Source organism: Nitrosomonas sp. (genome assembly GCF_040240425.1).
GTDB lineage: Bacteria > Pseudomonadota > Gammaproteobacteria > Burkholderiales > Nitrosomonadaceae > Nitrosomonas.
In genome coordinates this window covers 87,025-109,166 of the sequence record NZ_QPHG01000001.1, presented here as the reverse complement: position 1 = coordinate 109,166, position 22,142 = coordinate 87,025, and the positions used below count along the sequence as shown (strand labels likewise).

At 52.0% G+C, this 22,142-nt stretch carries 20 protein-coding genes and 1 riboswitch; of the genes, 8 read left to right on the top strand and 12 right to left on the bottom strand.

What is annotated here, in order from left to right; genetic code table 11:
• Positions 1-29: 29 nt before the first annotated feature.
• Genes DU481_RS00425 through DU481_RS00405 form a run of 5 tightly spaced genes read right to left on the bottom strand, consistent with a single transcriptional unit; the run spans position 30 to position 7,193 of the window.
• Positions 30-719 carry a thiopurine S-methyltransferase gene (locus tag DU481_RS00425; protein ID WP_350131257.1) on the bottom strand — a complete coding sequence of 230 codons (690 nt, stop codon included), beginning with the start codon at positions 717-719 and terminating at the stop codon, positions 30-32.
• On the bottom strand, positions 716-4,330 hold the full coding sequence (gene uca, locus DU481_RS00420) for an urea carboxylase (RefSeq protein WP_350131255.1): 3,615 nt from the start codon (positions 4,328-4,330) through the stop codon (positions 716-718). The genes DU481_RS00425 and uca overlap by 4 nt, the downstream gene beginning before the upstream one ends.
• Before the next feature lie 20 nt (positions 4,331-4,350).
• Positions 4,351-5,010, bottom strand: a complete 660-nt coding sequence (locus tag DU481_RS00415; protein ID WP_121165685.1) for an urea amidolyase associated protein UAAP2 — start codon at positions 5,008-5,010, stop codon at positions 4,351-4,353.
• Complete coding sequence (locus DU481_RS00410; protein WP_350131253.1) at positions 5,007-5,732, bottom strand: urea amidolyase associated protein UAAP1; 726 nt, start codon at positions 5,730-5,732, stop codon at positions 5,007-5,009. Before DU481_RS00410 ends, DU481_RS00415 begins: the two co-directional genes overlap by 4 nt.
• 24 nt (positions 5,733-5,756) lie before the next feature.
• Positions 5,757-7,193, bottom strand: coding sequence for an APC family permease (locus tag DU481_RS00405; RefSeq protein WP_350131251.1), 1,437 nt, complete (start codon positions 7,191-7,193; stop codon positions 5,757-5,759).
• 62 nt (positions 7,194-7,255) lie between these two features.
• A riboswitch (guanidine-I (ykkC/yxkD leader) is annotated at positions 7,256-7,361 on the bottom strand.
• A 373-nt stretch (positions 7,362-7,734) separates the two neighbouring features.
• On the opposite strand from DU481_RS00405, the gene DU481_RS00400 reads away from it, so the two are divergent.
• The gene (locus tag DU481_RS00400; protein ID WP_350131249.1) at positions 7,735-8,202 is read left to right on the top strand and encodes a hypothetical protein; all 468 of its coding nucleotides are present in this window, start codon (positions 7,735-7,737) and stop codon (positions 8,200-8,202) included.
• Positions 8,203-8,444: 242 nt separating this feature from the next.
• Here the strand turns inward: DU481_RS00400 and DU481_RS00395 are convergent, their stop codons facing one another.
• Positions 8,445-8,969, bottom strand: a complete 525-nt coding sequence (locus tag DU481_RS00395; RefSeq protein ID WP_350131247.1) for a hypothetical protein — start codon at positions 8,967-8,969, stop codon at positions 8,445-8,447.
• 334 nt (positions 8,970-9,303) lie between these two features.
• Between DU481_RS00395 and DU481_RS00390 the strand changes: the two genes are divergently transcribed.
• The 3 genes from DU481_RS00390 to DU481_RS00380 all read left to right on the top strand — a co-directional run bounded on the left by DU481_RS00390 (position 9,304) and on the right by DU481_RS00380 (position 13,522).
• On the top strand, positions 9,304-10,521 hold the full coding sequence (locus DU481_RS00390; protein WP_350131245.1) for a pyridoxal-phosphate-dependent aminotransferase family protein: 1,218 nt from the start codon (positions 9,304-9,306) through the stop codon (positions 10,519-10,521).
• A gap of 129 nt (positions 10,522-10,650) precedes the next feature.
• Positions 10,651-11,625 (top strand): MraY family glycosyltransferase, encoded by a 975-nt coding sequence (locus DU481_RS00385; protein ID WP_350131244.1) that lies wholly within the window; start codon positions 10,651-10,653, stop codon positions 11,623-11,625.
• A gap of 1 nt (position 11,626) precedes the next feature.
• Positions 11,627-13,522 (top strand): polysaccharide biosynthesis protein, encoded by a 1,896-nt coding sequence (locus tag DU481_RS00380; protein ID WP_350131242.1) that lies wholly within the window; start codon positions 11,627-11,629, stop codon positions 13,520-13,522.
• Between the two features lie 69 nt (positions 13,523-13,591).
• Here DU481_RS00380 and DU481_RS00375 read toward each other — a convergent pair whose 3' ends face one another.
• Both DU481_RS00375 and DU481_RS00370 read right to left on the bottom strand, forming a co-directional pair.
• On the bottom strand, positions 13,592-15,277 hold the full coding sequence (locus DU481_RS00375) for an ABC transporter transmembrane domain-containing protein (RefSeq protein ID WP_350131240.1): 1,686 nt from the start codon (positions 15,275-15,277) through the stop codon (positions 13,592-13,594).
• A 6-nt stretch (positions 15,278-15,283) separates the two neighbouring features.
• Complete coding sequence (locus DU481_RS00370; RefSeq protein WP_350131238.1) at positions 15,284-15,409, bottom strand: hypothetical protein; 126 nt, start codon at positions 15,407-15,409, stop codon at positions 15,284-15,286.
• A 67-nt stretch (positions 15,410-15,476) separates the two neighbouring features.
• On the opposite strand from DU481_RS00370, the gene rfbA reads away from it, so the two are divergent.
• The 4 genes from rfbA (at position 15,477) to DU481_RS00350 (ending at position 19,266) form a co-directional block, all read left to right on the top strand.
• Positions 15,477-16,394: a glucose-1-phosphate thymidylyltransferase RfbA gene (rfbA, locus tag DU481_RS00365; RefSeq protein ID WP_350131236.1), complete on the top strand. Its 918-nt coding sequence runs from the start codon at positions 15,477-15,479 to the stop codon at positions 16,392-16,394.
• Positions 16,394-16,939 (top strand): dTDP-4-dehydrorhamnose 3,5-epimerase, encoded by a 546-nt coding sequence (gene rfbC, locus DU481_RS00360; protein ID WP_350131234.1) that lies wholly within the window; start codon positions 16,394-16,396, stop codon positions 16,937-16,939. The genes rfbA and rfbC overlap by 1 nt, the downstream gene beginning before the upstream one ends.
• 11 nt (positions 16,940-16,950) lie before the next feature.
• The gene (gene radA, locus DU481_RS00355) at positions 16,951-18,300 is read left to right on the top strand and encodes a DNA repair protein RadA (RefSeq protein WP_350131232.1); all 1,350 of its coding nucleotides are present in this window, start codon (positions 16,951-16,953) and stop codon (positions 18,298-18,300) included.
• 162 nt (positions 18,301-18,462) lie between these two features.
• Positions 18,463-19,266: an alkaline phytoceramidase gene (locus DU481_RS00350; protein WP_350131230.1), complete on the top strand. Its 804-nt coding sequence runs from the start codon at positions 18,463-18,465 to the stop codon at positions 19,264-19,266.
• Between the two features lie 49 nt (positions 19,267-19,315).
• On the opposite strand, the gene DU481_RS00345 is transcribed toward DU481_RS00350, so the two are convergent.
• The 4 genes from DU481_RS00345 to DU481_RS00330 all read right to left on the bottom strand — a co-directional run bounded on the left by DU481_RS00345 (position 19,316) and on the right by DU481_RS00330 (position 21,931).
• Positions 19,316-19,777 (bottom strand): YozE family protein, encoded by a 462-nt coding sequence (locus tag DU481_RS00345; RefSeq protein WP_350131228.1) that lies wholly within the window; start codon positions 19,775-19,777, stop codon positions 19,316-19,318.
• A gap of 60 nt (positions 19,778-19,837) precedes the next feature.
• Positions 19,838-20,242 carry a type II toxin-antitoxin system HicB family antitoxin gene (locus DU481_RS00340; RefSeq protein WP_350131226.1) on the bottom strand — a complete coding sequence of 135 codons (405 nt, stop codon included), beginning with the start codon at positions 20,240-20,242 and terminating at the stop codon, positions 19,838-19,840.
• Between the two features lie 10 nt (positions 20,243-20,252).
• Positions 20,253-20,435: a type II toxin-antitoxin system HicA family toxin gene (locus tag DU481_RS00335; RefSeq protein ID WP_350131224.1), complete on the bottom strand. Its 183-nt coding sequence runs from the start codon at positions 20,433-20,435 to the stop codon at positions 20,253-20,255.
• A 122-nt stretch (positions 20,436-20,557) separates the two neighbouring features.
• Positions 20,558-21,931, bottom strand: a complete 1,374-nt coding sequence (locus DU481_RS00330) for a DEAD/DEAH box helicase (protein WP_350131222.1) — start codon at positions 21,929-21,931, stop codon at positions 20,558-20,560.
• Between the last annotated feature and the right edge of the window lie 211 nt (positions 21,932-22,142).

Genomic DNA, 22,142 nt, shown 5'->3' with positions numbered 1-22,142 from the left:
TCAGCAATCTTGGCGCGGCTGCCGCGATGTTATCGCGCGAATGTTTTCAGCAGAACCGCACTTTCCTCCAAGCGGCTGACTCCGCGCTCCTGAAAACGCGGATTTTGTGCCAGCACATTGTGCTGCGATAGCAGGGTGATTCCAGCATGTGCCTGGAACAGAGCGGTTACTTCATTGAAAGATAACGCAAAAGGCGGGCTGGTCATTTCATGCTGCGGATAGTCGAGTGTGATGAGCAGGATTTGCGTATTTTCCGGAAGAATCCGCAACAGATGATCCACATAACACTGACGCAGATCCGGTGGCAGCGCCACCAACGCGGCGCGGTCGTACACGGCGCTGACATTGCGCATATCTTGTGTGCCTAGATCGAAAAAATCGCCGCACAAAATAGCGATGTCATTCGCTTCCCAGTGCATGAATCGGCCGTGCGCATGGCTCTGTGGTGTCAAACCGTTTTCGCTGAAAAATGCCTGCGCCGCTGTAGTGCTTAATTCAACACCCCGCACAGCATGTCCCTGTTGACGCAACCAAAGCATATCGTGACTCTTGCCGCACAACGGCACGAAGACGGTACTGTCGCGGTTTAGTTGCAATGTCTGCCAGAATTCAAGCAAATACGGATTGATGCCAGTCTGATGAAAACCGGTTTCATTCCGTTCCCACCGCTCCAGCCAGTAGGCTTTTCTGCTTTGTGCTTGTGAATGATCGTCAGTCATGGCGCAGTTTGATGTTTCTGCAGTACGACGAGCAACTGCCCGGCGGAGATACCATCCCCCTGGCGGCACAGAATGCGTTCAACAGTGCCGCTGAGTGGAGCTTCCACGGTAATTTCCATTTTCATCGCTTCGATGACGATCAGGATGTCGCCCGCTTTGACTTGCTGGCCTTCCTGGGTCAGTATTTTCCATACGGTGCCGGTGACCGGAGAAGCGATGGCGTGGCTGCCTTCGGGTAAATCCAACTCGCTTTGCGCATCGGCTTCATCGAGATCCGATTCGCTGGCAAATTCCATTTGTCCGTTGATTCTCCAGCGCTCGCGCTCGGCTTCAAAGGCGGCTTGCTGACGGGTTTTGAAGTCATGAATCGCCGCTTGGTTCTGCTGCAGAAATAGGTGATGTTGCTGCAAACTGAACGTGGTTTCTTCGATGCGCAGTTGAAATTGCCCGCGGATGAAATCCTTGCGCAGTTTCAGCAATTCACTTTCGCTGACCGGATAAAAACGGATCTGGTCGAAGAAACGCAACAGCCAAGGTTTGCCATCCTTGAAATCGGTGGTTTGGCGGTAGCGGTTCCATACCGGCAGCGTGCGCCCGACAAATTGATAGCCGCCGGGGCCTTCCATGCCATAAATGCACAAATACGCACCACCGATACCCACGGCATTTTCCGGCGTCCAGGTGCGCGCCGGATTATATTTGGTGGTCACCAGGCGATGGCGTGGATCGGACGGTACGGCAACCGGCGCACCCAAATACACATCGCCCAAGCCGAGAACCAAGTAACTGGCGTCAAACACGATACGGTACACATCCTCGATGCTGTCCAGCCCATTGATGCGGCGGATGAATTCGATATTGCTCGGGCACCACGGCGCGTCGCTGCGCACCGATTGCATGTATTTTTCAATTGCCAGGCGTGTTGCCGCATCGTCCCAGGATAGCGGCAGATGCACAATACGCGACGGCACCGACATGCTGGCGCTATCCGGCAGCGATTGTTCCGCGGCGAGCAAGGTTTGCAGCAGGCTGTCGCGCGGCAGAATTTGCGCGTCGAAATGAATTTGCAGCGAACGGATTCCCGGCGTCAGGTCGATAATGCCGGGCAAATTGGCGTGTTGCAGCCACTCCATCAAGGCATGCGCGCGAAAACGCAAATCCAGATCCAGCACCATCGGGCCATATTCCACCAGCAAGTTGTGATCGCCCGATTGGCGGTACGTGACCGCCATGTGCTGCGGGCCTTCGGCGATCTGATGCAGGATCGGACTCGGCAGCGCTGCAATAGCACCGCTGGATGCTAATACAGGAGGCGAATGCAATAACCGGATCGATTCGTTCTGCTGCTTTTCCAGCGCTTGCGCTTGTTGCATGGTCAGCGGGCGGAAACGGATCTGGTCGCCCGGTCTGAGTTGTCCGACTTTCCATAACTCGGCATGAGCCACGGTCACGGGGCAGACGAAACCGCCCAAGCTCGGGCCATCCGGCCCCAGGATGATCGGCATGTCGCCGGTAAAATCGACTGCGCCGATGGCGTACGCGGTATCGTGGATATTGGACGGATGCAAACCGGCTTCGCCACCGTCGCTGCGCGCCCACTGCGGTTTCGGGCCGAGCAGGCGCACACCGGTACGACTGGAATTGTGATGCACTTTCCAATCCGTGCTGAAGAACGTTTCAATATCCGCAGCGGTGAAAAAGTCGGGTGCAGCGTGCGGGCCGTATAAAACACCGATTTCCCATTGATGCGTGTAACGGGGGATCAATTCCGCTGCCAGCACAGTTTGCGCCGGTTCGTATTCCGCCGCGATGTGCAGCACATCGCCCGCTCGCAGCGCACGCCCGGCGTGGCCGCCGAATTGTCCCAGTGTAAAGGTTGATTTGCTGCCGAGATAATCCGGTACTTGAAATCCGCCCTGCACCGCGAGGTATGCCCGGCAACCCTGATCTTTGATTTTGCCGAATTGCAAAATCGCACCAGCCTTGATTTCGTGCGATTGCCATAGGGGCAGCGGCTCGCTGTCCAAATAGACTTCGATCGCCGCGCCAGTCACGGCAATCAGGCAATCGCTGTTGAAACGCAACGTTGGGCCGGTCAATGTGATTTCCAGCGCCGCTTTATCTGCGGAATTATTAACCAGCCGGTTGGCCAAGCGGAACGCGAGCGCATCCATCGGCCCGGAGGGTGGTACGCCGATTTGCCAGTAACCGAGCCGTCCGGGATAGTCCTGCACGGTGGTTTGCACGCCGGGGACTAAAACGTCCAAGGTATGCGCACGATAGTGAAATCCATTGAGAAAGCCGGTGGTGTACTGGCCGTTCTGAAAAGCGGTGCTGCGCAGAATTTGCTGCAAGTAATCCAGATTGGTTTCGATTCCCTGCAACGAACTGCTTTCCAATGCATCCTGCAACCGCGCAATGGCTTTTTCCCGGTCAGGCGCGTGCACGATGACTTTCGCCAGCATCGGATCGTAAAACGCGGATACATCGATGCCGCGCTCGACCCAGGTTTCAACGCGCGCCGCAGCGGGAAATTCCGCAGCTGTCAGCGTGCCGCTGGAAGGTTGAAAGTCTTTGGCCGGATTCTCGGCATAAACCCGCGCTTGAATCGATACGCCACGGGGTTCGATGGTAAAGGAGTCGAGCGGCGGTAAATCGCCCGCAGCTTGCCGCACCATCCATTCCACCAGATCGATGCCGGTTACTTCCTCGGTCACGCCATGTTCAACCTGCAAACGCGTGTTGACCTCGAGAAAATAAAACTGGCCGTTGGCGGCGTCAAAAATATATTCCACCGTGCCAGCGGATTGATAATTGACCGCTTTGCCAAGGCGTACCGCCGTGTCCAGCAAGGCTTGACGGAGTTGCGGCGTCAGATTGGGCGCGGGTGTTTCCTCGATGACTTTCTGGTTGCGCCGTTGCATGGAACAGTCGCGCTCGCCCAATGCGACGACTTGGCCGTTACCGTCGCCGAAGATCTGTACTTCGATGTGGCGTGCCTGGTCGACAAATTTTTCCAGAAATAAACCGGCATCCTTGAAATTATTTTGCGCGAGATTTTTGACGGATTCATAAGCGCCGCTCAGTTCATCCTGGTTCCAGCACAAGCGCATACCGATACCGCCGCCACCGGCGGTGCTTTTGAGCATGACGGGGTAGCCGATATGCTTGGCCTGATGGCAAGCATCGTCGAGATTCGCCAGCAAACCGGTGCCGGGCAGCAGTGGCACCTGATTTTCCAGCGCCAGGGCGCGGGCCGTATGTTTCAGACCGAATGCGCGCATTTGCTGCGGGGTAGGGCCGATGAAACAAATGCCGTGCGCCGCGCACTGCCCGGCAAAATCCGCATTTTCACTGAGAAACCCGTAACCGGGATGGATGGCCTGCGCGCCGGATTGCTGCGCGATGGCCAGGATCTTATCGGTGCGCAGGTAACTTTCAGCCGCAACGCCTTCACCGATGCAATAGGCTTCATCGGCCTCGCTGACATGCCGCGATAGCGCATCGGCTTCGGTGTATACCGCGACACTGGTGACGTTCATGCGGCGCAGCGTGCGGATGATGCGGCAAGCAATGGCGCCGCGGTTGGCGATGAGTACTTTGGTGAACATACGGTTCCTCCGCTATCGGATTAATCCCAGATCAGTAAACGTATCGGTGTCGGATTATAGGCATTGCACGGATTGTTCAACTGCGGACAATTCGAGATCAACACTAAGACATCCATTGCTGCGCGCATTTCGACATACTTGCCGGGGGCCGAAACGCCATCGGCAAACTCCAGTCCGCCGTCCGGTGTGACCGGCACGTTCATGAAGAAGTTGATGTTGCTGGGCAAGTCGCGCTTGCCCATGCCCAATTGCTGACATAGCGGATCATGCGCCAAGGCGTGCAGAAAATTGTCGCGGCAACTGTGCATCGGTAATTTTTCCAAGGCATAGCGCACGGTGTTGCTTTCCGCCGCACAAGCGCCACCCAATGTGTCATGCCGCCCGCACGTATCGGCGGTGATGGTCAGCATGACATTGCCGGAATTGGAATACAGCTTGCTGCCGGAAGTCAGGTACAGCTTATTCTGGCGGCTGACGGTATCGGTTGCGCTGTAGCGCTCTTGCGCGTCGTGCGCGTTATAGAACAGCGTATCGACGGCCTGGTTGCCTTCCAAATCAACGATACGGAAGGTTTGTCCGTGTTTGATCAGATGCGCCCACGGTTCTCCGGCTGGGCAAATTTCATCGATTACCGCTTGGCTGGGATCCAGCTGGCTTACAAATAGAGTAGAGGTATTCATTTTTCACCCTCGCAATAAAAGTGTTGCGCGTTCTGCAATGCGCGAATATTTTCGGCGATATGCAGGCATTCGCTGGTTGCATCCGGTGGCGTATCGAATAATTCCAGATTGACTGCGCCGGGTTGATACGGTTTTACCGGATCGAGCGGGTGCGGCGCGGCGGACAATATCACCAAGGTATTCATGACAAAACTCAGTTCGACATAATCGCCCGCTTTGCTGTGACCGGAGTGATATTTCAAATCACCTGCGGAATCAGCGGTGACTTTGCTGAAAAAATTGATATTGGCGACGACATCGCGCATGCCCAATCCCCATTTGCCCAATTCGATCAACATGCCGTCCAGGCCGCTGCGGAACATTTCATTGCGGTGCTCCTGATAGCGCGCGGTACCATATTTTTGCTGGATCAAATCGGCGTCGCTCAGGCCGCATACGGTATCGTTCCAGCCTGTGGTATCCGCCGTGATGCAACAAAACATCCGTCCCATATCGGAGTGACAAGCATGCCCTTTAGTGAGGCGGAAAGTATGCTGCGATTTTAGGGTGTCGGCCATGTTGTAGCGTTCAAGCTTTTCTTCCTGATTAAAGAACAACACGGCGGCATTCGCGCCTCCGTCGACATCGGTCAAACGCAGCGTGGTGCCGCGGCGTACAACGCCAGACCAGTGGCATCCGCCTGGGATCAGTTGTTGCCAGATGATGTTATTTTGCTGATTCATGATGGATTCCTTATAAAAATGGATTTATTGTGATTGCATCCATTTCTTGCACAGTATATAGAGTGTTGTGATGGTTAGAATACTGCTCAGCACCAGTGGTGTTGCCCACAACTGCCACCACGGCGCATCCGCGGAAATCGCATAAGGACGCGGCCAGGCGATGTTGATGAGCTCAAATAATGACCAGATAAACGCCAGGCAATTGATGATCAATCCCCATGCACCCAGCTTTAATTCCCCCAATGCGGGATTCCACCGTCCGGTGAGCCGGGCAAACAAGGCAAAGCCCGTGGTGAACGTGAACATGGCGTATAAACCGCCGGTACCGAAAGCGATGATGGTGGCCACGGCGTCGTCATTGAGCCCGAAGATCAATCCGCAGCCTGCCAGCAGAACGGTGAAGAGAATGGCATTACGCGGGATTTTGCTGGCCGTTACCTGGCTCAACACGGCTGGCATATTGCCTTCCCGCGCCATCGAATACACAATGCGCGAGGTGTACTTGACCATCGATGCGCCGCAAGCGAGAAAAGCAGTCATCACGATGGCCAGGAAAGGTTTCTCGAACCAATCGCCGATGCTGCTGGCAATCAGCGGTGTGACCGGATCGGAGGTATGGCTGGAATTTCTCAAGGTGTCGTGTTCAAAAGCCAGAATCAGCGCCGCTGAATTGAATAAAACCACCGTGCCGACCACCAGCAGCGACATGAAAATGGCGCGGGGCACCATGCGCTTCGGTTGATGGGTTTCTTCGGCGGTGGTGGAGCAGGCGTCAAAGCCGATAAAAGCCCAGCCGGCAATGGCCAGTGCCGCCAGGAAAGCCGCCATTTCACTGGGTGCTGTGCCGGTACCCATGTGCTGGAATAATTCCATGAAAGGATGCTGGCGGAAAAAAAGAAACAGCAAAAGCGCCACGCCGAATGACCCGGCGACTTCCGCGTAAACACCCAGTTTGATCACTAGATTGAAAATACTGACCGGGGCGAGATTGAGGAGCGTGCAAAGCAACAAAAATAGCGCACCCCAAAGTACCATCGTACCGCCGCCTTCATCCGGCAATCCGCTGAAGATCGCCAGCCAGAAACCGCCGGTATAAGCGGTTGTCGTGACCATGGCGATGGTGGAGCAAATATAGATCACACCGGCATATTGCCCGGCTATCGCACCACCGAGCTGCCGCGCCCATTTATACGCACCACCAGCAATCGGGAATTGTGAAGACAGCTCCGCGTAAACAGTAGCCACCAATAACTGCATGACCAAACAAACCGCCAATGCCGCAAACCAGCCGCCACCGGCGACCACGGTTTGCACACCGATGATGGCGTACAGTCCGGCCACCGGCGAGACCACCGCAAAACCGAGCGTGAAACTGTGCCAGACACTCATGCTACGATTGAGCGCGTCGCCGGTTACATGGGCATCCTGCAAAGATGGGATTTGTTTTGTTGAACCTGACATAACCAGTCTCCATACCAAAGGGTTTACCGGGATTGTAATGTACTTCGAGCACATTACGCTTAATCTCCCGGGCTTTTATCCCTCCGTGGAGCCTCGCTATCACGAGACCGGAAACTCTTGGACCTGACACCGTTTACTGGATTGGCCGGAACCCTAGTTTCCCATTGTGTTACCGCTTTTTGAGTTGCTATGCCGCCAATCGTTCAACTGGCATTTTGGCAAGCAGGTAACGGACGGAATTCTAACTCTGCGATTTGGAAAAAGCAATGGTTTTGCAGATTGCGCTATTGCTTGATTTGATAGGTGAATTGCAGAGCGCTGGCTCCAGCGTCTGGCTGTTTTCATCCTGTATTCGTGGGTCTAAACAAGTCTGGTATGATGACGGCCAAACCGGTTGATTAGCTTAAAAATAAGAGGATGCCATGAACAATACCGTATTGGGTTTCATTTGTGACGTAATATATTGTGTCATTTCGGACGTCTAATTGTAGTTGAACATAATGAACTAAAAAATTGCATATTTCATTTTTGGGAGGGTGGTATGAATTCTGATAAAGGAAGAAGAAAATTTTTACTAGCAATGGCTGGCGTGGTTTCCGGGGCGATATTGGTTCCTAAAAATGCTCGGGCAGAGTCGTTTGTATCTGTTGACACTGTTGTAAGTAAGTTGGTAGCTATTGGTATTCCCGGTCTCATTATCCTTGCAATTGCAGCCACATCTGGATTGGCAGGTGGGGCGGCGACCATCATGGCCTTGTCAACCTTGGGTGGCCCTCTTGGGATCTTGGGTGGAGTGGCTGCTGTTGCCATTCTTGCATTGGCAGTAGATGCATTAGCAGGAGAAACGTTTGAGTATATTGGAAAAAAAGTAGTTGAAGGACTTAAGGAAAAAGGGCACAGCAATGATGAAATTCTAAAAGAAATAGAAAGCTATCCAATCAGTGATAACCTAAAAAATAAGATTAAAAAAATACTTCCCGACAATCAGATTGATCAAAAAAATGTATAACAATGAGCTCCCAGCACCAGCATTGGGGTCTACCATTGCACATTCGCATTCGGGGCCAGGTCGCGAATCTAGAATATTGTTAGACGACAATTATGATGTCCTGTTGGATAATTATCGAAGCATGTAAAGTTTCACCTTAAAAAAGAGATGAATTTGGCAGATAAATATTTCACTCAATAACAAAGGAATTGGTATATGAAGCGCGGTAGGTTGGGGTGCCGATAGGAACCTCGGCATCACAATCAAAAACAATGATCAATGGTTTCCACTTTGTACAAACGCTGAGAGAGTGAGGCGTTAGGATCCGGTGTATAAGAAACTGGCGGGTAATCACTCAGCGGGTTTTGGCTGCTGCGAATTTCGATTTCGGACTGGGTGTTTTGCGCATTACCAGTATCTTTGATCGTCATGATCCAGCTTCCATTGCCGTGAGTGATCGGTTGGTTGATGTTCCCTGAATACTTGGGATCGTGAATCTCGGTAATGTAGTAAATTTTGGCAGCTTCGTCGTGTAGCTGCGGGTATCCATCCACTTGCACAGATTCATGGTAGATAAAATAAGTATTGATATCGCGCCAGGTGTGGCGTTGCTGTTTCGGCAAAGGAAAACCATCATCGCTTTTTAGGCATTTCGCAATTTCGAGATAATTTTTGCTGCTGTTGCGACTGAAAATGACTTTCTGGCTAAGTAATTCATTCCGTGTGGGCGGTGTCACGCAGGCGGTCAGCATGAGAAAAATGATCAGAGATACAACCGGATTTTTCAAAAGAAAGCGCATGAGATGGAAACAATCATAGTAAATTTGCAACCTCACCCGTTGAAGGTTCAATTTTGTGAACAAACCAGATGGTATCAAAACCACCGTTGTATTGCACAAACGAGAGGGGTCAAGTCTTGTGCGCGAGCCCGTTTTCGATCCGGTGTTTCGTAATGTATGGTTTTTAATCGCTCAAAATTCAGTTTGTTATGAAAATCTCTTTGCCTATCCATAAGGATAATTTATTGAGCGTATCGTTGTTTATAGTAAACTCTGCGTTCACTTGTTAGAATCACCCTTTTACAAAAATAAATCAGACTCTATTATTAATTTAGGATTGTTCATGAATACCGAAGATTTTCGCCCCGAAAAGAAAGCTACTGTTTTTTATCCGCCACAACGTGTTTTGATGGGACCTGGTCCATCGGATACGCATGCGCGCGTGCTGAACGCCATGGCGCGTCCGACCTTGGGTCACTTGGATCCTGTTTTTACCGAGATGATGGAAGAAATCAAGGGCTTGATGCGCTATGCATTCCAAACCAAAAACCGCATGACCTTCCCGGTTTCCGGGCCTGGATCGGTGGGTATGGAAATGTGTTTCGTCAATATGATCGAACCTGGCGATAAAGTGATTGTGTGCCGCAATGGCGTGTTTGGCGGCCGCATGATCGAAAATGTGGAGCGTCATGGCGGTGTGGCGGTGGTGGTCGACGATAAATGGGGTGAACCGGTAGATCCGCAGAAAGTGGAAGATGCGCTGAAAAAGAATCCGGATGCCAAGATCGTTGCGTTTGTTCATGCCGAGACTTCGACAGGCGCGCAATCCGATGCCAAGACACTGTGCGAGATCGCACGTAAATACAACTGCCTGACGATTGTCGACACCGTGACTTCACTGGGTGGAACGCCAATTCTAGTGGATGAATGGGGAATCGACGCGATCTATTCCGGCAGCCAAAAATGCTTGTCTTGTCCGCCAGGCTTATCGCCCGTGAGTTTCTCCGATCGTGTGACCGAGCTGGTTAAAAATCGTAAAACCAAGGTGCACAGCTGGTTTATGGATATCAGCCTGTTATTGAATTACTGGGGATCGTCCGCCCGGACTTATCACCATACCGCGCCGACCAACGCATTGTATGGCTTGCATGAGTCACTGTTGATGATATACGAAGAAGGACTGGAGCATTCCTGGGCGCGTCATCGCTATAACTACGAAGCGCTGAAAGCCGGTTTCGCGACCTTGGGCATGAATTATGTGGTGAAAGAGGAACATCGTTTGCCGCAACTGAATTCCGTATTTGTTCCTGCCGGTGTTGATGAGAAAGAAGTGCGCCGCCGCCTGTTGGATGAGTATAATCTTGAAATTGGCGCAGGGCTTGGCGATTTCGTCGGAAAAGTATGGCGCTTTGGCTTGATGGGTACATCCTGCCGCGTCGAAAATGTGATTTTCTGCTTGAATGCGCTGGAAACCATTTTGTCCGATATGGGCGCAAAAGTGGAACGTGGTACCGCCGCTGCTGCTGCACACAAGAGTTATGCGGCTAAGCCTATGTTCTAAGGTTTTTTAGGCTAGTTGAGTTTGTTTTTCTGATGCCACTTTCTTGTCATGCACGATGAGAAAGTGGATTATTTTTTTATTGATTCACCCCGGATAATCCGGTCATTAAGGTAGGTGTTGGATTTTCCCGTGACAATTATCACAGCGCCGCTGTTATCGTTTGTTTTATCATTCCTCTCCATTTTATGGTTGATTAAAAGAAAGGCGCGCTGGGGGCTGGATCATCCCAATGCTCGTTCGCTTCATACTGTGCCCGTACCGCGTCTCGGCGGATTGGGTTTGTTATCGGGTGTACTCATCACATGGTTGTGTTTTTCCGTAGCTATTCCGCTAGCCGTTTGGGCTGGTGTCGGCTTACTGATGGTAATATCATTGCTTGACGATATCCGGCATGTGCCGGTGTGGTGCCGGTTACTGGTTCACAGTATTGTTGCTGCCGTGTTTGCTGCGGTTTTTTTACTGGATGTCACGAGCGGGTTGACTGTGCTGTGCGTTACAGCCGCAGTGATCTGGATGTCCAATCTGTATAATTTCATGGATGGTTCGGATGGGCTGGCCGGCGGAATGACGGTAATAGGGTTTGGATACTATGGTTTGTTTGCATACTTGGCTGGGGATAACGATTTTGCCGTGATCAATTTTTCGATAGCGGCGGCGGCCCTGGCTTTTTTGTGGTACAACTTTCATCCCGCGCGTATTTTCATGGGCGACTCGGGCGCAGTTCCGCTCGGTTTCCTGGCGGCGGCGCTGGGGTTACTAGGGTGGCTCGATCAACTTTGGTCGTTATGGGTGCCAGTGCTGATATTTTCACCCTTCATCGCGGATGCGACGGTAACGATAGCCAAGCGCCTGATGCGCGGCGAGAAAATCTGGCAGGCGCATCGTGAACACTATTATCAGCGTATGGTGCAAAGCGGGCTGGGGCATCGCGATACCGCGTTATTAAGCTATGCGCTGATGTTGGCTGCTGGCGGCTGCGCGGTCTGGGCGGGCGGACAGGATCTGACGGTGCAAAGCAGGGTCGCCGTGGCCTGGGGAAGCATTTATTTGCTGCTCATGTTTCTTTCTGATGGCCACCGGAAATATTATTCCAACCGGGGATAGCATGCTTCTCAAAAAATACGGAATTCGCACATTGATTGCTTTCACCCATGATTTCATTGCGATCGGGGTGGCGTGGTGGCTGGCTTATTTATTCCGTTTCAATTTTGAGATTCCGGCTGATTCGGCTCAGTTATTGCTGGAAATGCTGCCTTGGCTGGTGCTGGTGCAAGGTGGTTTCTTTTTGTGGCTTGGACTGTATCGAGGGCTGTGGCGGTATGCCAGTCTGCCTGATTTGAAGCGGATTTTTGTGGCAGTGATGTCCGGCACGTTAACCGAGCTGCTGCTGCTGTGGTTGTTTGGTTTGCTGACTAAAATTCCAGGGGCGGTGGCCGTGCTGGTGCCATTGCTGTTGATGTTGATCATGGGCGGTAGCCGTTTGATCTATCGTGCCTGGAAAGAGCGCCGCTTGTCCGGCTTGGAAAGTAATGAAGCCAAACTGGTTTTGATCATTGGTGCGGGTAGTACCGCGGTGAATCTGGTCAAGGCTTTGACGGGAAGCCGGGAATGGCATGTGGTCGGTATGCTGGACGACGATCCGCGCAAATTGGGCACACGTTTGCAAGGGATCCGGGTGCTGGGCAAGATCGGCGAGTTGCCGCACTGGGTGCACACCCTGAATGTCGAGCATGTGATTATCGCCACACCGTCGGTATCCCGTCAGATTCACCGCAAGGCTTTGGAAATGTGCTCGGAAATCGACGTGAAAGCGATGACGGTGCCGTCGTATGCGGATTTGATCAGCGGTAAGTCCATGGTGACGAATATCCGCGAAATCCAGCTGGATGACTTGCTCGGTAGAGCGCCGGTGGTTCTGGACGATGACGGGCTGCACGGTTTGTTGACGGGAAAAGTCATTCTGGTGACGGGAGCGGGCGGTTCGATCGGTTCCGAGCTGTGCCGCCAGCTGGCTGCATTTGAACCGGAGCGTATCGTTTTTCTGGAATTGAACGAATTTGCGCTCTACAGCATTCAGGAGGAATTTCTGCCGCGCTTCCCCGCGATGAAAATGTCGTTTGTGATTGGCGACGTTAAGGATCGCGCGCGCATGATGCAATTGTTCGAGCAATTCCATCCCGCCGTGGTTTTTCATGCCGCCGCTTATAAGCACGTACCACTGATGGAAGAAGAGAATGCTTACCAGGCACTGCTGAACAATGTGCTGGGCACGCATGTGCTGGCACAGGTCGCGATCAGTTTTGCGGTGGAAAAATTTGTGTTGATCTCGACCGACAAAGCGGTCAATCCGGTCAGCGTCATGGGCGCCAGCAAACGCCTGGCGGAAATGGTATGCCAAGCCTTGCAGCAATCCATTGCGGCTAAGAATAACCAGCCGGACCGGAATAACCAATCGCGCCCGACTTGTTTTGTGATGGTACGTTTCGGTAATGTGCTGGGAAGTACCGGCAGCGTTATTCCGAAATTTCGCGAGCAGATTGCCAAAGGTGGCCCGATTACCATTACTCACCCGGAAATGACGCGCTATTTCATGTCCATCCCCGAAGCGGCGCAATTGGTATTGCAAGCGGCATTGATGGGCGGAACCAATGGCGGCGGGGAAATTTTCGTGCTGGATATGGGCGATCCAGTCAAAATTGTTGATCTGGCCAATGACTTGATCCATTTATCCGGATTGGGAGAAGACGACATCCGGATCGTTTTCAGCGGATTGCGGCCGGGAGAAAAACTGCATGAAGAGTTACTGTCCGCCAGCGAAAGCACATTGCCGACACCGCATCAAAAATTGCGTATTGCCCAAGCACGCCAAGTGGATGGGCAATGGCTGTCCGATATGACGGCGTGGCTGAACAAAATTTCGGTGTTAAGCGATCAAGAAGTCCGGGACCAATTGGTGAACTGGGTGCCGGAATATGACAGTAAGGAATGGAACGGCAAGTAGTGCGCACTTGAATATCAGCGCGTCCTTGCATCGACGGAAGAAACGGCAGCGGGGCGCATTTGAATGGGGTTAAGTGTGCTGAAAACTGCCCGGTGTTCTCAAGCTTTCGGCAATACATCCATTTTCCAGCACAAAGATTCGATCGATCTTTTGCAACTGCGGGATCGATGGATTGAAAATCAGCGTGGTGCGGTTTTGCATCAACTTTTCCAAGACGGGCAGTAGATTTACCGGATCGGGTTCCTGGGGGGTGAATAATTCATCCAGGATCAGGATGCGAGGATCTTTCACGAATGCGCGCGCAATGGCGAGCTGCAGCAGTTGGTGCTGAGTGATTGCTGTGCCTTTGGCACTGATATCTGTTTGCAAGCCTTCGGGCATGTGCCGGATAAACTCTATGGCGTGTGATGCCTGCACTGCCGCGGTGATTTTTGCTTCGTTGCTGCAACGCATCGCACCATAAGCAATGTTACCGGCAATTTTGTCGTCGAGCAGAAAGGTATCCGGGGAAACCAAGGCGACGTTGGCGTGCAAGCGGTTTAATTGGATATCCGGCAGTGGCTGGTCATTCAGTAAGATTTTTCCGCTGGCTGGTTGCCGCAAGCGCAGTATTAGATCGATCAATGCATTTTTTTCTTCCGGGGTGTAGCCGGTAAACACAACGACCTCACCCGGCCGTAGAGTGAAATGCATGTGATTGAGAATCGGTTTCGCGTCTGCGTCGTCTTCATAACGCACTTGGTCAAATATCAGCTTGGCGCAACCCTGCGAAGTGCCGAGAGTGCCGCTATCCTGTTCGGATGCCTGATCGAGGAATGCAAAAATGGCTTCCAGGGTTGTTTGATCGTGCTCCAGCTGCTTGGGGAGATTGGCGATGCGCTGTACCGGCAGGATGAACAGCAATACGATGGTGATCAGCGCGCCGGTTTCGGGCAGATCGAGTGCGCCATTGATTGCTTGCAACGCGATAATGTAGGCCACGGCGAGCATAATCAACATCATGATGAACTGACCTGAAGGAATCACCATGGCCTTGATTCGCGCGTGTAGCATGTCGGCTTGATAATTCGCTGCGGAAATTTTGCCGAGACGTTGGCTTTCATGATGTTGTCCGCCGTCCAGCCTGATTTTTCTGTAGTGCGCGACGGATTGCGCTAAGTGTTCAATCAGATCGCCAGCCGCTGGTGAGTGTTGATACTCGGGTTTATTGAAGCGGCTTTGCGTCATTTGATGGATCAGCAGAATGAGCGGTATCGCCAGCAGAAGCAGAATGGCAAATTCTTGATTGAGGCGCAGCGTGCAAATCATTAATGCGATGATCGTCAGGCAATCTTGCGTTAACCGTGCGATTTGCCCCGTTGTGGTTTGCGCAATCGTGTTGATATGCGCTATCAGTGCGCTGGTTTGATGAGAATTGAAATGCGCGTAACAACGGATGGGTAGTGTCAGCAGCTTGTTAAAGAATTCCATGCGCAGATCCGCGCCTAACTTGCCACCGGCTTTGCCCGTGGCGTAAAGGCTGATATAACCTGCCAATGCGCGCGCGGCAAATACTGCAACCATCGTCAGCGACGTGGTTTGTATCAGCGATGGGTCTTGCAGGACAAATGCGCCTGCCAGCATGTGCTTAACGAGCAGGGGCAGAAACGCCAGCAATGCCGCTACCATCAGCATGGCGGATAATGCCAGCAAGAGTAACTTCCAGTAAGGCGCCAGTTTTCTGACTAAGCGATGGTAATGTTGCAAGTCGATCATAATGCATCATTTTACATGAACCGGCTGCGGAATCGCTGGTTGCGTGATGCGGATAATGGCGATTCTCGGCGGCAATGATCCCGGCATCGTGCAATTATCCGGAGCGGGAAGCGGATATAGTACAATCGCCATTCTTTTAATGAATGGATCCGGATGAAAACGGTACATTGATGCGTTTTGAAAATCCGGGTTTTTATTTATGCCAATATTCAATACTTCCAAAACTCTATCCACGCTTCCACGGAGAAAAGGCATCGTGCTGGCCGGCGGTTCCGGAACGCGGCTTTATCCGGTGACGCAAACGATTTCGAAGCAATTGCTGCCGGTATTCGATAAACCGATGATTTATTATCCGCTCAGCACGCTGATGCTGGCCGGGATCCGGGATATTCTGGTGATTTCAACCCCGCGTGACGTGGGTAATTTTCAGGAATTATTACGTGACGGAAGCCAGTGGGGCTTGAATATTTCCTATGCCGAACAGCCGTCTCCCGATGGTTTGGCGCAGGCTTTTCTGATCGGCGAATCGTTTATCGGTAACGATAACTCGGCACTGGTTTTGGGCGACAATATTTTTTACGGGCACGATTTCCATCATTTGCTGACGAGTGCGATGCAGCGCGTGCAAGGCGCGAGTGTTTTCGCGTATCACGTGCACGATCCGGAGCGCTACGGTGTGGTTGAATTCGATGCTGGTGGCAAGGTCGTGAACCTGGAAGAAAAACCCGAGCAGCCGAAATCGCATTATGCCGTGACCGGTTTGTATTTTTACGATGCCCATGTGGTGGATTACGCCAAGACTCTCAAACCATCGGCGCGTAACGAACTAGAAATCACTGATCTGAATCGCATTTATTTGGAACATGGCGCGCTCAGCGTCGAAATCATGGGGCGCGGCTATGCTTGGCTGGATACCGGCACGCATGAATCGTTGCTCGATGCGAGTCAGTTCGTTGCTACCATCGAGCACCGCCAAGGCCTGAAAATCGCCTGCCCGGAAGAAATTGCCTTCCGGCAAGGCTGGATCGATGCCGCGCAACTCGAAGCGCTGGCGTTGCCACTGGCCAAGAACGGTTACGGGCAATACCTGCAGCAAGTTTTGAAACGGGAATTTTGATGAAGGCGACACCCTTGCGCATCCCCGATGTTTTTCTGCTGGAACCGCGTGTTTTCGGCGACGATCGCGGCTTCTTCTATGAAAGCTTTAATCAGCGCGCATTCGAATCCGCTATTGGCAAGTCCGTCTGTTTTGTGCAAAGCAATCACTCGCGTTCCGCGCATAACGTGTTACGCGGCTTGCACTATCAGATCCAGCACGCACAGGGAAAATTGGTGCGCGTGGTGGCGGGGGAGGTGTTCGATGTCGCAATCGATCTCCGCCGCTCTTCGCCAACTTTCGGACAATGGGTGGGAGAGATCCTCAGCGCGGAAAACAAGAAGCAATTGTGGATTCCTGCCGGTTTCGCGCACGGCTTCGTGGTGTTATCCGATTCCGCTGAGTTTCTGTATAACACCACCGATTACTGGGCGCCCGAATTTGAGCGTTGCATCGTATGGAACGATCCCACGCTCGGCATCGCCTGGCCAATTACCGGAGAACCGGTGCTATCCGAAAAAGACGCTCGCGGCATGCAGTTTACCGCCGCTGAAGTCTACGATTAACAGGCTTCTAAATGGCCAAACAAAAAACGGTGTATTCCTGTACTGAGTGCGGTGGCCAAACTCTGAAGTGGCAAGGCCAGTGCCCGCATTGCCAGGCGTGGAATACGCTGGTTGAAACCATCACGGAAAAATCCGTGTCGCGCTTCAGCCCGGTGTCCGAAACTGGTCAAGTACAAAATTTAAGTACCATCGAAGCGCGCGAAGAACCGCGCTATCCTACCGGTATCGAGGAATTGGACCGGGTGCTCGGCGGTGGTATGGTGCAGGGCGGTGTGGTGCTTCTGGGCGGTGATCCGGGCATCGGTAAATCGACGTTGCTATTGCAAGCGCTGTCTTTCATGTCGGCGCAGCATTCCGTGTTGTATGTCAGCGGCGAAGAATCGGCGCAGCAAGTGGCGTTGCGCGCCAAACGCCTGGCGCTTGATGTGCAGTCGGTCGATCTGTACGCCGAAATTCAGCTGGAAAAAATCCAAGCGGTTTTGGCTGAACGTAAACCGTCGGTGGCGGTGATCGATTCGATCCAAACGGTTTATTCCGAAGCATTGCAATCCGCGCCGGGTTCGGTCGCGCAGGTGCGCGAATGCGCTGCGCAATTGACGCGTCTGGCGAAATCGAGCGGCACCTGCATCATTCTGGTCGGTCATGTCACCAAGGAAGGCGCGCTGGCAGGTCCACGCGTGCTGGAACATATGGTCGATACCGTGCTGTATTTCGAGGGTGACATGCACTCCAGTTTCCGCATGGTCCGGGCATTTAAGAATCGTTTCGGCGCGGTTAATGAATTGGGTGTGTTTTCGATGAGCGAGAAAGGCTTGCGCGAAGTGAAAAATCCTTCCGCGTTATTCCTTTCGCACCACGACACACAAGTGCCCGGCTCGTGCATCATGGTGACGCAAGAAGGTACGCGCCCGCTGCTGGTGGAAATTCAAGCGCTGGTCGATGAAGCGCGTTCGCCCAGCCCGCGCCGCTTGTGCGTAGGCTTGGAGCAAAACCGCTTGGCGATGTTGCTGGCAGTGTTGCATCGCCATGCCGGTATTCCGTGCTATGACCAGGATGTGTTCGTTAACGCCGTGGGCGGTGTCAAAATCACCGAACCCGGTGCCGACTTGGCGGTTTTGCTGGCAGTAGTATCGTCATTGAAGAATAAACCACTGGCGGAAAAAATGATTGTCATCGGCGAAGTCGGCCTGGCCGGTGAAATTCGCCCGGTGCAACGCGGGCAGGAACGGCTCAAGGAAGCAGCGAAACTGGGCTTCAAACAAGCCATCATCCCGCTGGCCAACAAACCCAAGCAAGCAATCGCCGGTATGAACATCATTCCGGTGGCCAGGATCCGGGATGCGGTGGCGCAAATGCACTGACAAGCAGCCGGAATTTTATTACGCTCGCGATTCCGGTGTCAGAGATTGGCTCAAAATGCTCTTTGTCTATCGCAGACTCCGCTTTCTCACCAGTTTTTGCTTTGAAATTGCCACGCTTACGGTGAATTTCAATCACTTACATGGGAATCTTGGTACGAACCGATGAAATCAAATTATCATCTTTGGCTGCTCGCAGGAATATCGGTTCTGGTGGTTATCGCCGCGATGATTCTGCCACCAACTGCGCAACCCGCCGAATACCATCGTTTCGCCGATCAGCGCAGTTTCTTCGGCATTCCGAATTTCAACGACGTTATTTCCAACCTGGCTTTTTTGTTTAGCGGCGGCGCCGGTTTGGTGTTTTTGTGGCGGATTCATGGCGATCCCACGCAAACCGCGTTCCAGGATCGTAAGGAAAGCTGGCCGTACTGGGTGCTGTTTCTGAGCATCACCTCCGTCGCCTTCGGTTCAATCCACTATCACTGGACACCGGATATCGACCACTTGCTATGGGATCGCCTGCCCATCGTCATCGCCATAACCGCGCTGTTATCGGCCACGTTGGTTGAGCGCCTAAGCCGAACCACAGGGCTCTGGGCTTTACCGCTGCTCGTTGTGTTGGCTGTGCTGAGCGTGTTGTATTGGTATTGGACTGAACAGCAAGGTGCAGGCAACCTGAATTTTTATATCGTCATGCAGTTTTATTCGATCCTGCTGATTGTATGGATCAGTCTACGCTTTCCCTCACGTTACACGCATGGCAACGGTATCTATCAGATCATTGCGCTATACGCAGTCGCAAAAGCATTTGAAATTCTGGACGTGCAAATTTTTGCTTGGACAAACGGCTGGATCAGCGGTCATACGCTCAAGCATCTGATTGCAGCGTATGCGGCTTATTGGATTGTACAGGTGTTACGGAAGAGGGGACTGGTGGGTGCTAATGAACGCAGCACGGTGCATTGATAATTCCGCTTGATGCAATAGCAATTAATTGTGTTGATTGCTATGCTCATTATATTGTTTCAGCTCCTTTGCCCCGATTGTACTCAAAACATAGCACCCAAAGATTCTCGATGCTATTGCTTCCACCTTTTGAAATCGGGAGTTTGTGGTCAATTTCAAGACATACTCCACTATTTGCCGATGCCCCGCAGATTTGGCACCGATAGCTCTCTCGTTTAAACACTTGGAACCGGAGCTTGAGTGATAGCGAATCACGGGTAGATTTAGGTAAAGAAAATTCACGGAATGCTTCATCAAGAGCACAGTGAGCTTCAGGGCAGGCGCTATGATGAATTAGATGAGAATGGAATAGTTGAATATCAGTTTGGGTAGCGGGAAAGCGTTCGTCTCTTTTAATGTCACGTGCTAAGTCACCAATAGGATCTTTCCGGTTTTGCTGTTTTATAAGCCAGGAGTAGAAGGTACTTTCAGATAGCATAGGGATTAGTTTCAATATTAAAATTGAAGCCATAAAAAGGTGAATAGGGTTTTCTTTGTTTGATTATAGATTGCTGCGCAAAGCATTAACTTATCATCCCAAATGCAAATCTTCCTGCAGCGTCCGGCGAGCAATAAACCCTGAACGCGATTCTCCCGCTGCTTTCGCTGCCGCATCGATACGGCGCAGTACGCGGGTAGGGAGTGTGATATTGACCCTCTCCACTTTATCCGATAATTCGGATAGATCAATCGCAACAATCGCCCATATCCAACCCGAGTATTCAGGATTGGATTGATGTTCAGCGATGGAGCGTGGTTCAGGTATGGCGCCTCCGCTATCGATTGTTTCCTCTAACCATAGCTCAATGGCTTCTTTGGCGTTGTCGATGGCGTCATCCAAGGTATCGCCCGCTGAAAAACAACCCGGCAAGTCAGGAACAACTACGCCGAATGCATGCTGTTCATCACCTGGTTCAATCACAATAGGAAATCTCATTTTTACTCCTTTATTTCAGGCCAGCTTGTTTCAGTAGTTTATGAGCTAGACCGGTACCCAGATCTTTCTTGGGATGAGGAACGGTAATATGACCGCTCTTTTGGGGATGTGTATAAATATGGTGAGAGCCTTTAACGCCTCTAAGTACCCATCCTACTTTCTCAAGTTGCTTGATAATTGCTGCGCTATTCATGATGTGTAGTATACACACTATAGATGGAAAGTGATGTTAACGAATAAACGGCACTGCTGAAAGGATGTGATACGGATGAATCATTTGCCCCGGTACGCCCGAGGCAAATGGTTTATTGATAATTACTTCGTGCGTGCAAACTGAAAACCGGCTTTGTTGCCGCTATTACTGCGGAAAGAATTGCCGCGATTTTCCTGATCGAACGAGCGGCCGCGTTGACCGCTGCGGGCTCTGCCGGGTTCGTTGGCAGCGCCGAAGCCGGGGCGGTTGTCGTTGCCAGCGAAGGGTGAGCGCTTGCGTTTTTGTGTCACGCTGGGCGCGCTGCTTTTCGGTCCGTTACTTTGGAAACGCGGTTTGATGCGCGGTTCCAAGCCGGGAATGATGTGCGACGCGATGCGCTGGCCGGTGTAGCGTTCGATTTTCGATAAGTGTGCGCTATCCTTATTGGATGCGAACGAAACGGCAATACCGGCTGCACCTGCGCGGCCTGTACGGCCAATACGGTGCACATAATCTTCGGCGAATTTTGGGAGATCGAAATTGATCACGTGCGTGATGTCAGCCACGTCGATACCGCGCGCTGCGACATCGGTTGCCACGAGTACTTGCAAACCGCCGTTACGCAACCGGGTCAATGTGCGGGTGCGTTCACGTTGATTCATATCGCCGTGTAATGCCGCTGCCGAAAAGCCTTGCGCATATAAATTATCGGCCAAGGTGTCCGCATCGCGTTTGGTGGCGGTGAAAACGATCGCTTGTTTCACGTTCTCGTCGCGCAGCACATGATCCAGCAGACGGTTCTTGTGCGACATGTCATCGGCATAATGTAAGCGTTGCTCGATGTTATCGAGCTTGGCTTTTTGCGAGGCTACTTGAATGCGTTTTGGCGTTTTCAATAGTTTTGTCGCAACTTTGTCGATGGCATTGTCGAGTGTAGCGGAGAACAGCAAGGTCTGGCGTGTGTCCGGCGTTGCGGCGGCAATGGTTTCGACATCGTCGATGAAACCCATGTCCAGCATGCGGTCGGCTTCGTCGAGCACGAGCATTTGCAAGCGTTTGAAATCGATGCGGCCACGTTGGATGTGATCGATCAACCGGCCCGGGGTGGCGACCAGAATGTCAACGGGTTGTGACAACAGTTTGTTTTGCAAGGGATAAGGCATACCACCCAGGATGCTGACCACGTTGATACGCGGCAGATATTTGCCATATTTTTTGGCTGCTTCGGAAACTTGCAATGCCAGTTCGCGGGTTGGTGTCAATACCAAAATGCGCGGTCCGCGGCTGCGCTCTTGCGATGGTGTTGCCAGCAGATGTAATGCCGGTAGCATGAAAGCAGCGGTTTTACCGGTTCCGGTTTGTGCGCTGGCCATCACATCGTGACCGGCGATTAATTCGGGAATCGCTTGTTTTTGAATCGGGGTCGGAGCGGTATATCCCGCTTCGCTAATGGCTTTGATAATAGCAGAGTGTAGATTTAAATCTTCAAAAGACACGTTGATTTCCTAAAAAAGTGAAATAGAACGCGCGGGCAAGAAAACATTGCCAAAATGGTGATGGTGCATAACCTTGCAAGCGCATTAATAAAGCATCGCCGCTAACCAAAGTTGTTGCACATTTTCCGGAAAAACTTGAAAAATTTAGGAGAGGCCAGGAACGATGAGACCAGGAAAGTTGATCGAATCAGAGATTCCGATCAACTTAGGC

Bases quoted from the DNA above. Each gene is read 5' to 3' on its own strand.
- DU481_RS00425 (WP_350131257.1), bottom strand. From the start codon at position 719: ATGACTGACGATCATTCACAAGCACAAAGCAGAAAAGCCTACTGGCTG.
- uca (WP_350131255.1), bottom strand. From the start codon at position 4,330: ATGTTCACCAAAGTACTCATCGCCAACCGCGGCGCCATTGCTTGCCGC.
- DU481_RS00415 (WP_121165685.1), bottom strand. From the start codon at position 5,010: ATGAATACCTCTACTCTATTTGTAAGCCAGCTGGATCCCAGCCAAGCG.
- DU481_RS00410 (WP_350131253.1), bottom strand. From the start codon at position 5,732: ATGAATCAGCAAAATAACATCATCTGGCAACAACTGATCCCAGGCGGA.
- DU481_RS00405 (WP_350131251.1), bottom strand. From the start codon at position 7,193: ATGTCAGGTTCAACAAAACAAATCCCATCTTTGCAGGATGCCCATGTA.
- DU481_RS00400 (WP_350131249.1), top strand. From the start codon at position 7,735: ATGAATTCTGATAAAGGAAGAAGAAAATTTTTACTAGCAATGGCTGGC.
- DU481_RS00390 (WP_350131245.1), top strand. From the start codon at position 9,304: ATGAATACCGAAGATTTTCGCCCCGAAAAGAAAGCTACTGTTTTTTAT.
- DU481_RS00380 (WP_350131242.1), top strand. From the start codon at position 11,627: ATGCTTCTCAAAAAATACGGAATTCGCACATTGATTGCTTTCACCCAT.
- DU481_RS00375 (WP_350131240.1), bottom strand. From the start codon at position 15,277: ATGATCGACTTGCAACATTACCATCGCTTAGTCAGAAAACTGGCGCCT.
- DU481_RS00370 (WP_350131238.1), bottom strand. From the start codon at position 15,409: ATGGCGATTGTACTATATCCGCTTCCCGCTCCGGATAATTGCACGATG.
- rfbA (WP_350131236.1), top strand. From the start codon at position 15,477: ATGCCAATATTCAATACTTCCAAAACTCTATCCACGCTTCCACGGAGA.
- rfbC (WP_350131234.1), top strand. From the start codon at position 16,394: ATGAAGGCGACACCCTTGCGCATCCCCGATGTTTTTCTGCTGGAACCG.
- radA (WP_350131232.1), top strand. From the start codon at position 16,951: ATGGCCAAACAAAAAACGGTGTATTCCTGTACTGAGTGCGGTGGCCAA.
- DU481_RS00350 (WP_350131230.1), top strand. From the start codon at position 18,463: ATGAAATCAAATTATCATCTTTGGCTGCTCGCAGGAATATCGGTTCTG.
- DU481_RS00345 (WP_350131228.1), bottom strand. From the start codon at position 19,777: ATGGCTTCAATTTTAATATTGAAACTAATCCCTATGCTATCTGAAAGT.
- DU481_RS00340 (WP_350131226.1), bottom strand. From the start codon at position 20,242: ATGAGATTTCCTATTGTGATTGAACCAGGTGATGAACAGCATGCATTC.
- DU481_RS00335 (WP_350131224.1), bottom strand. From the start codon at position 20,435: ATGAATAGCGCAGCAATTATCAAGCAACTTGAGAAAGTAGGATGGGTA.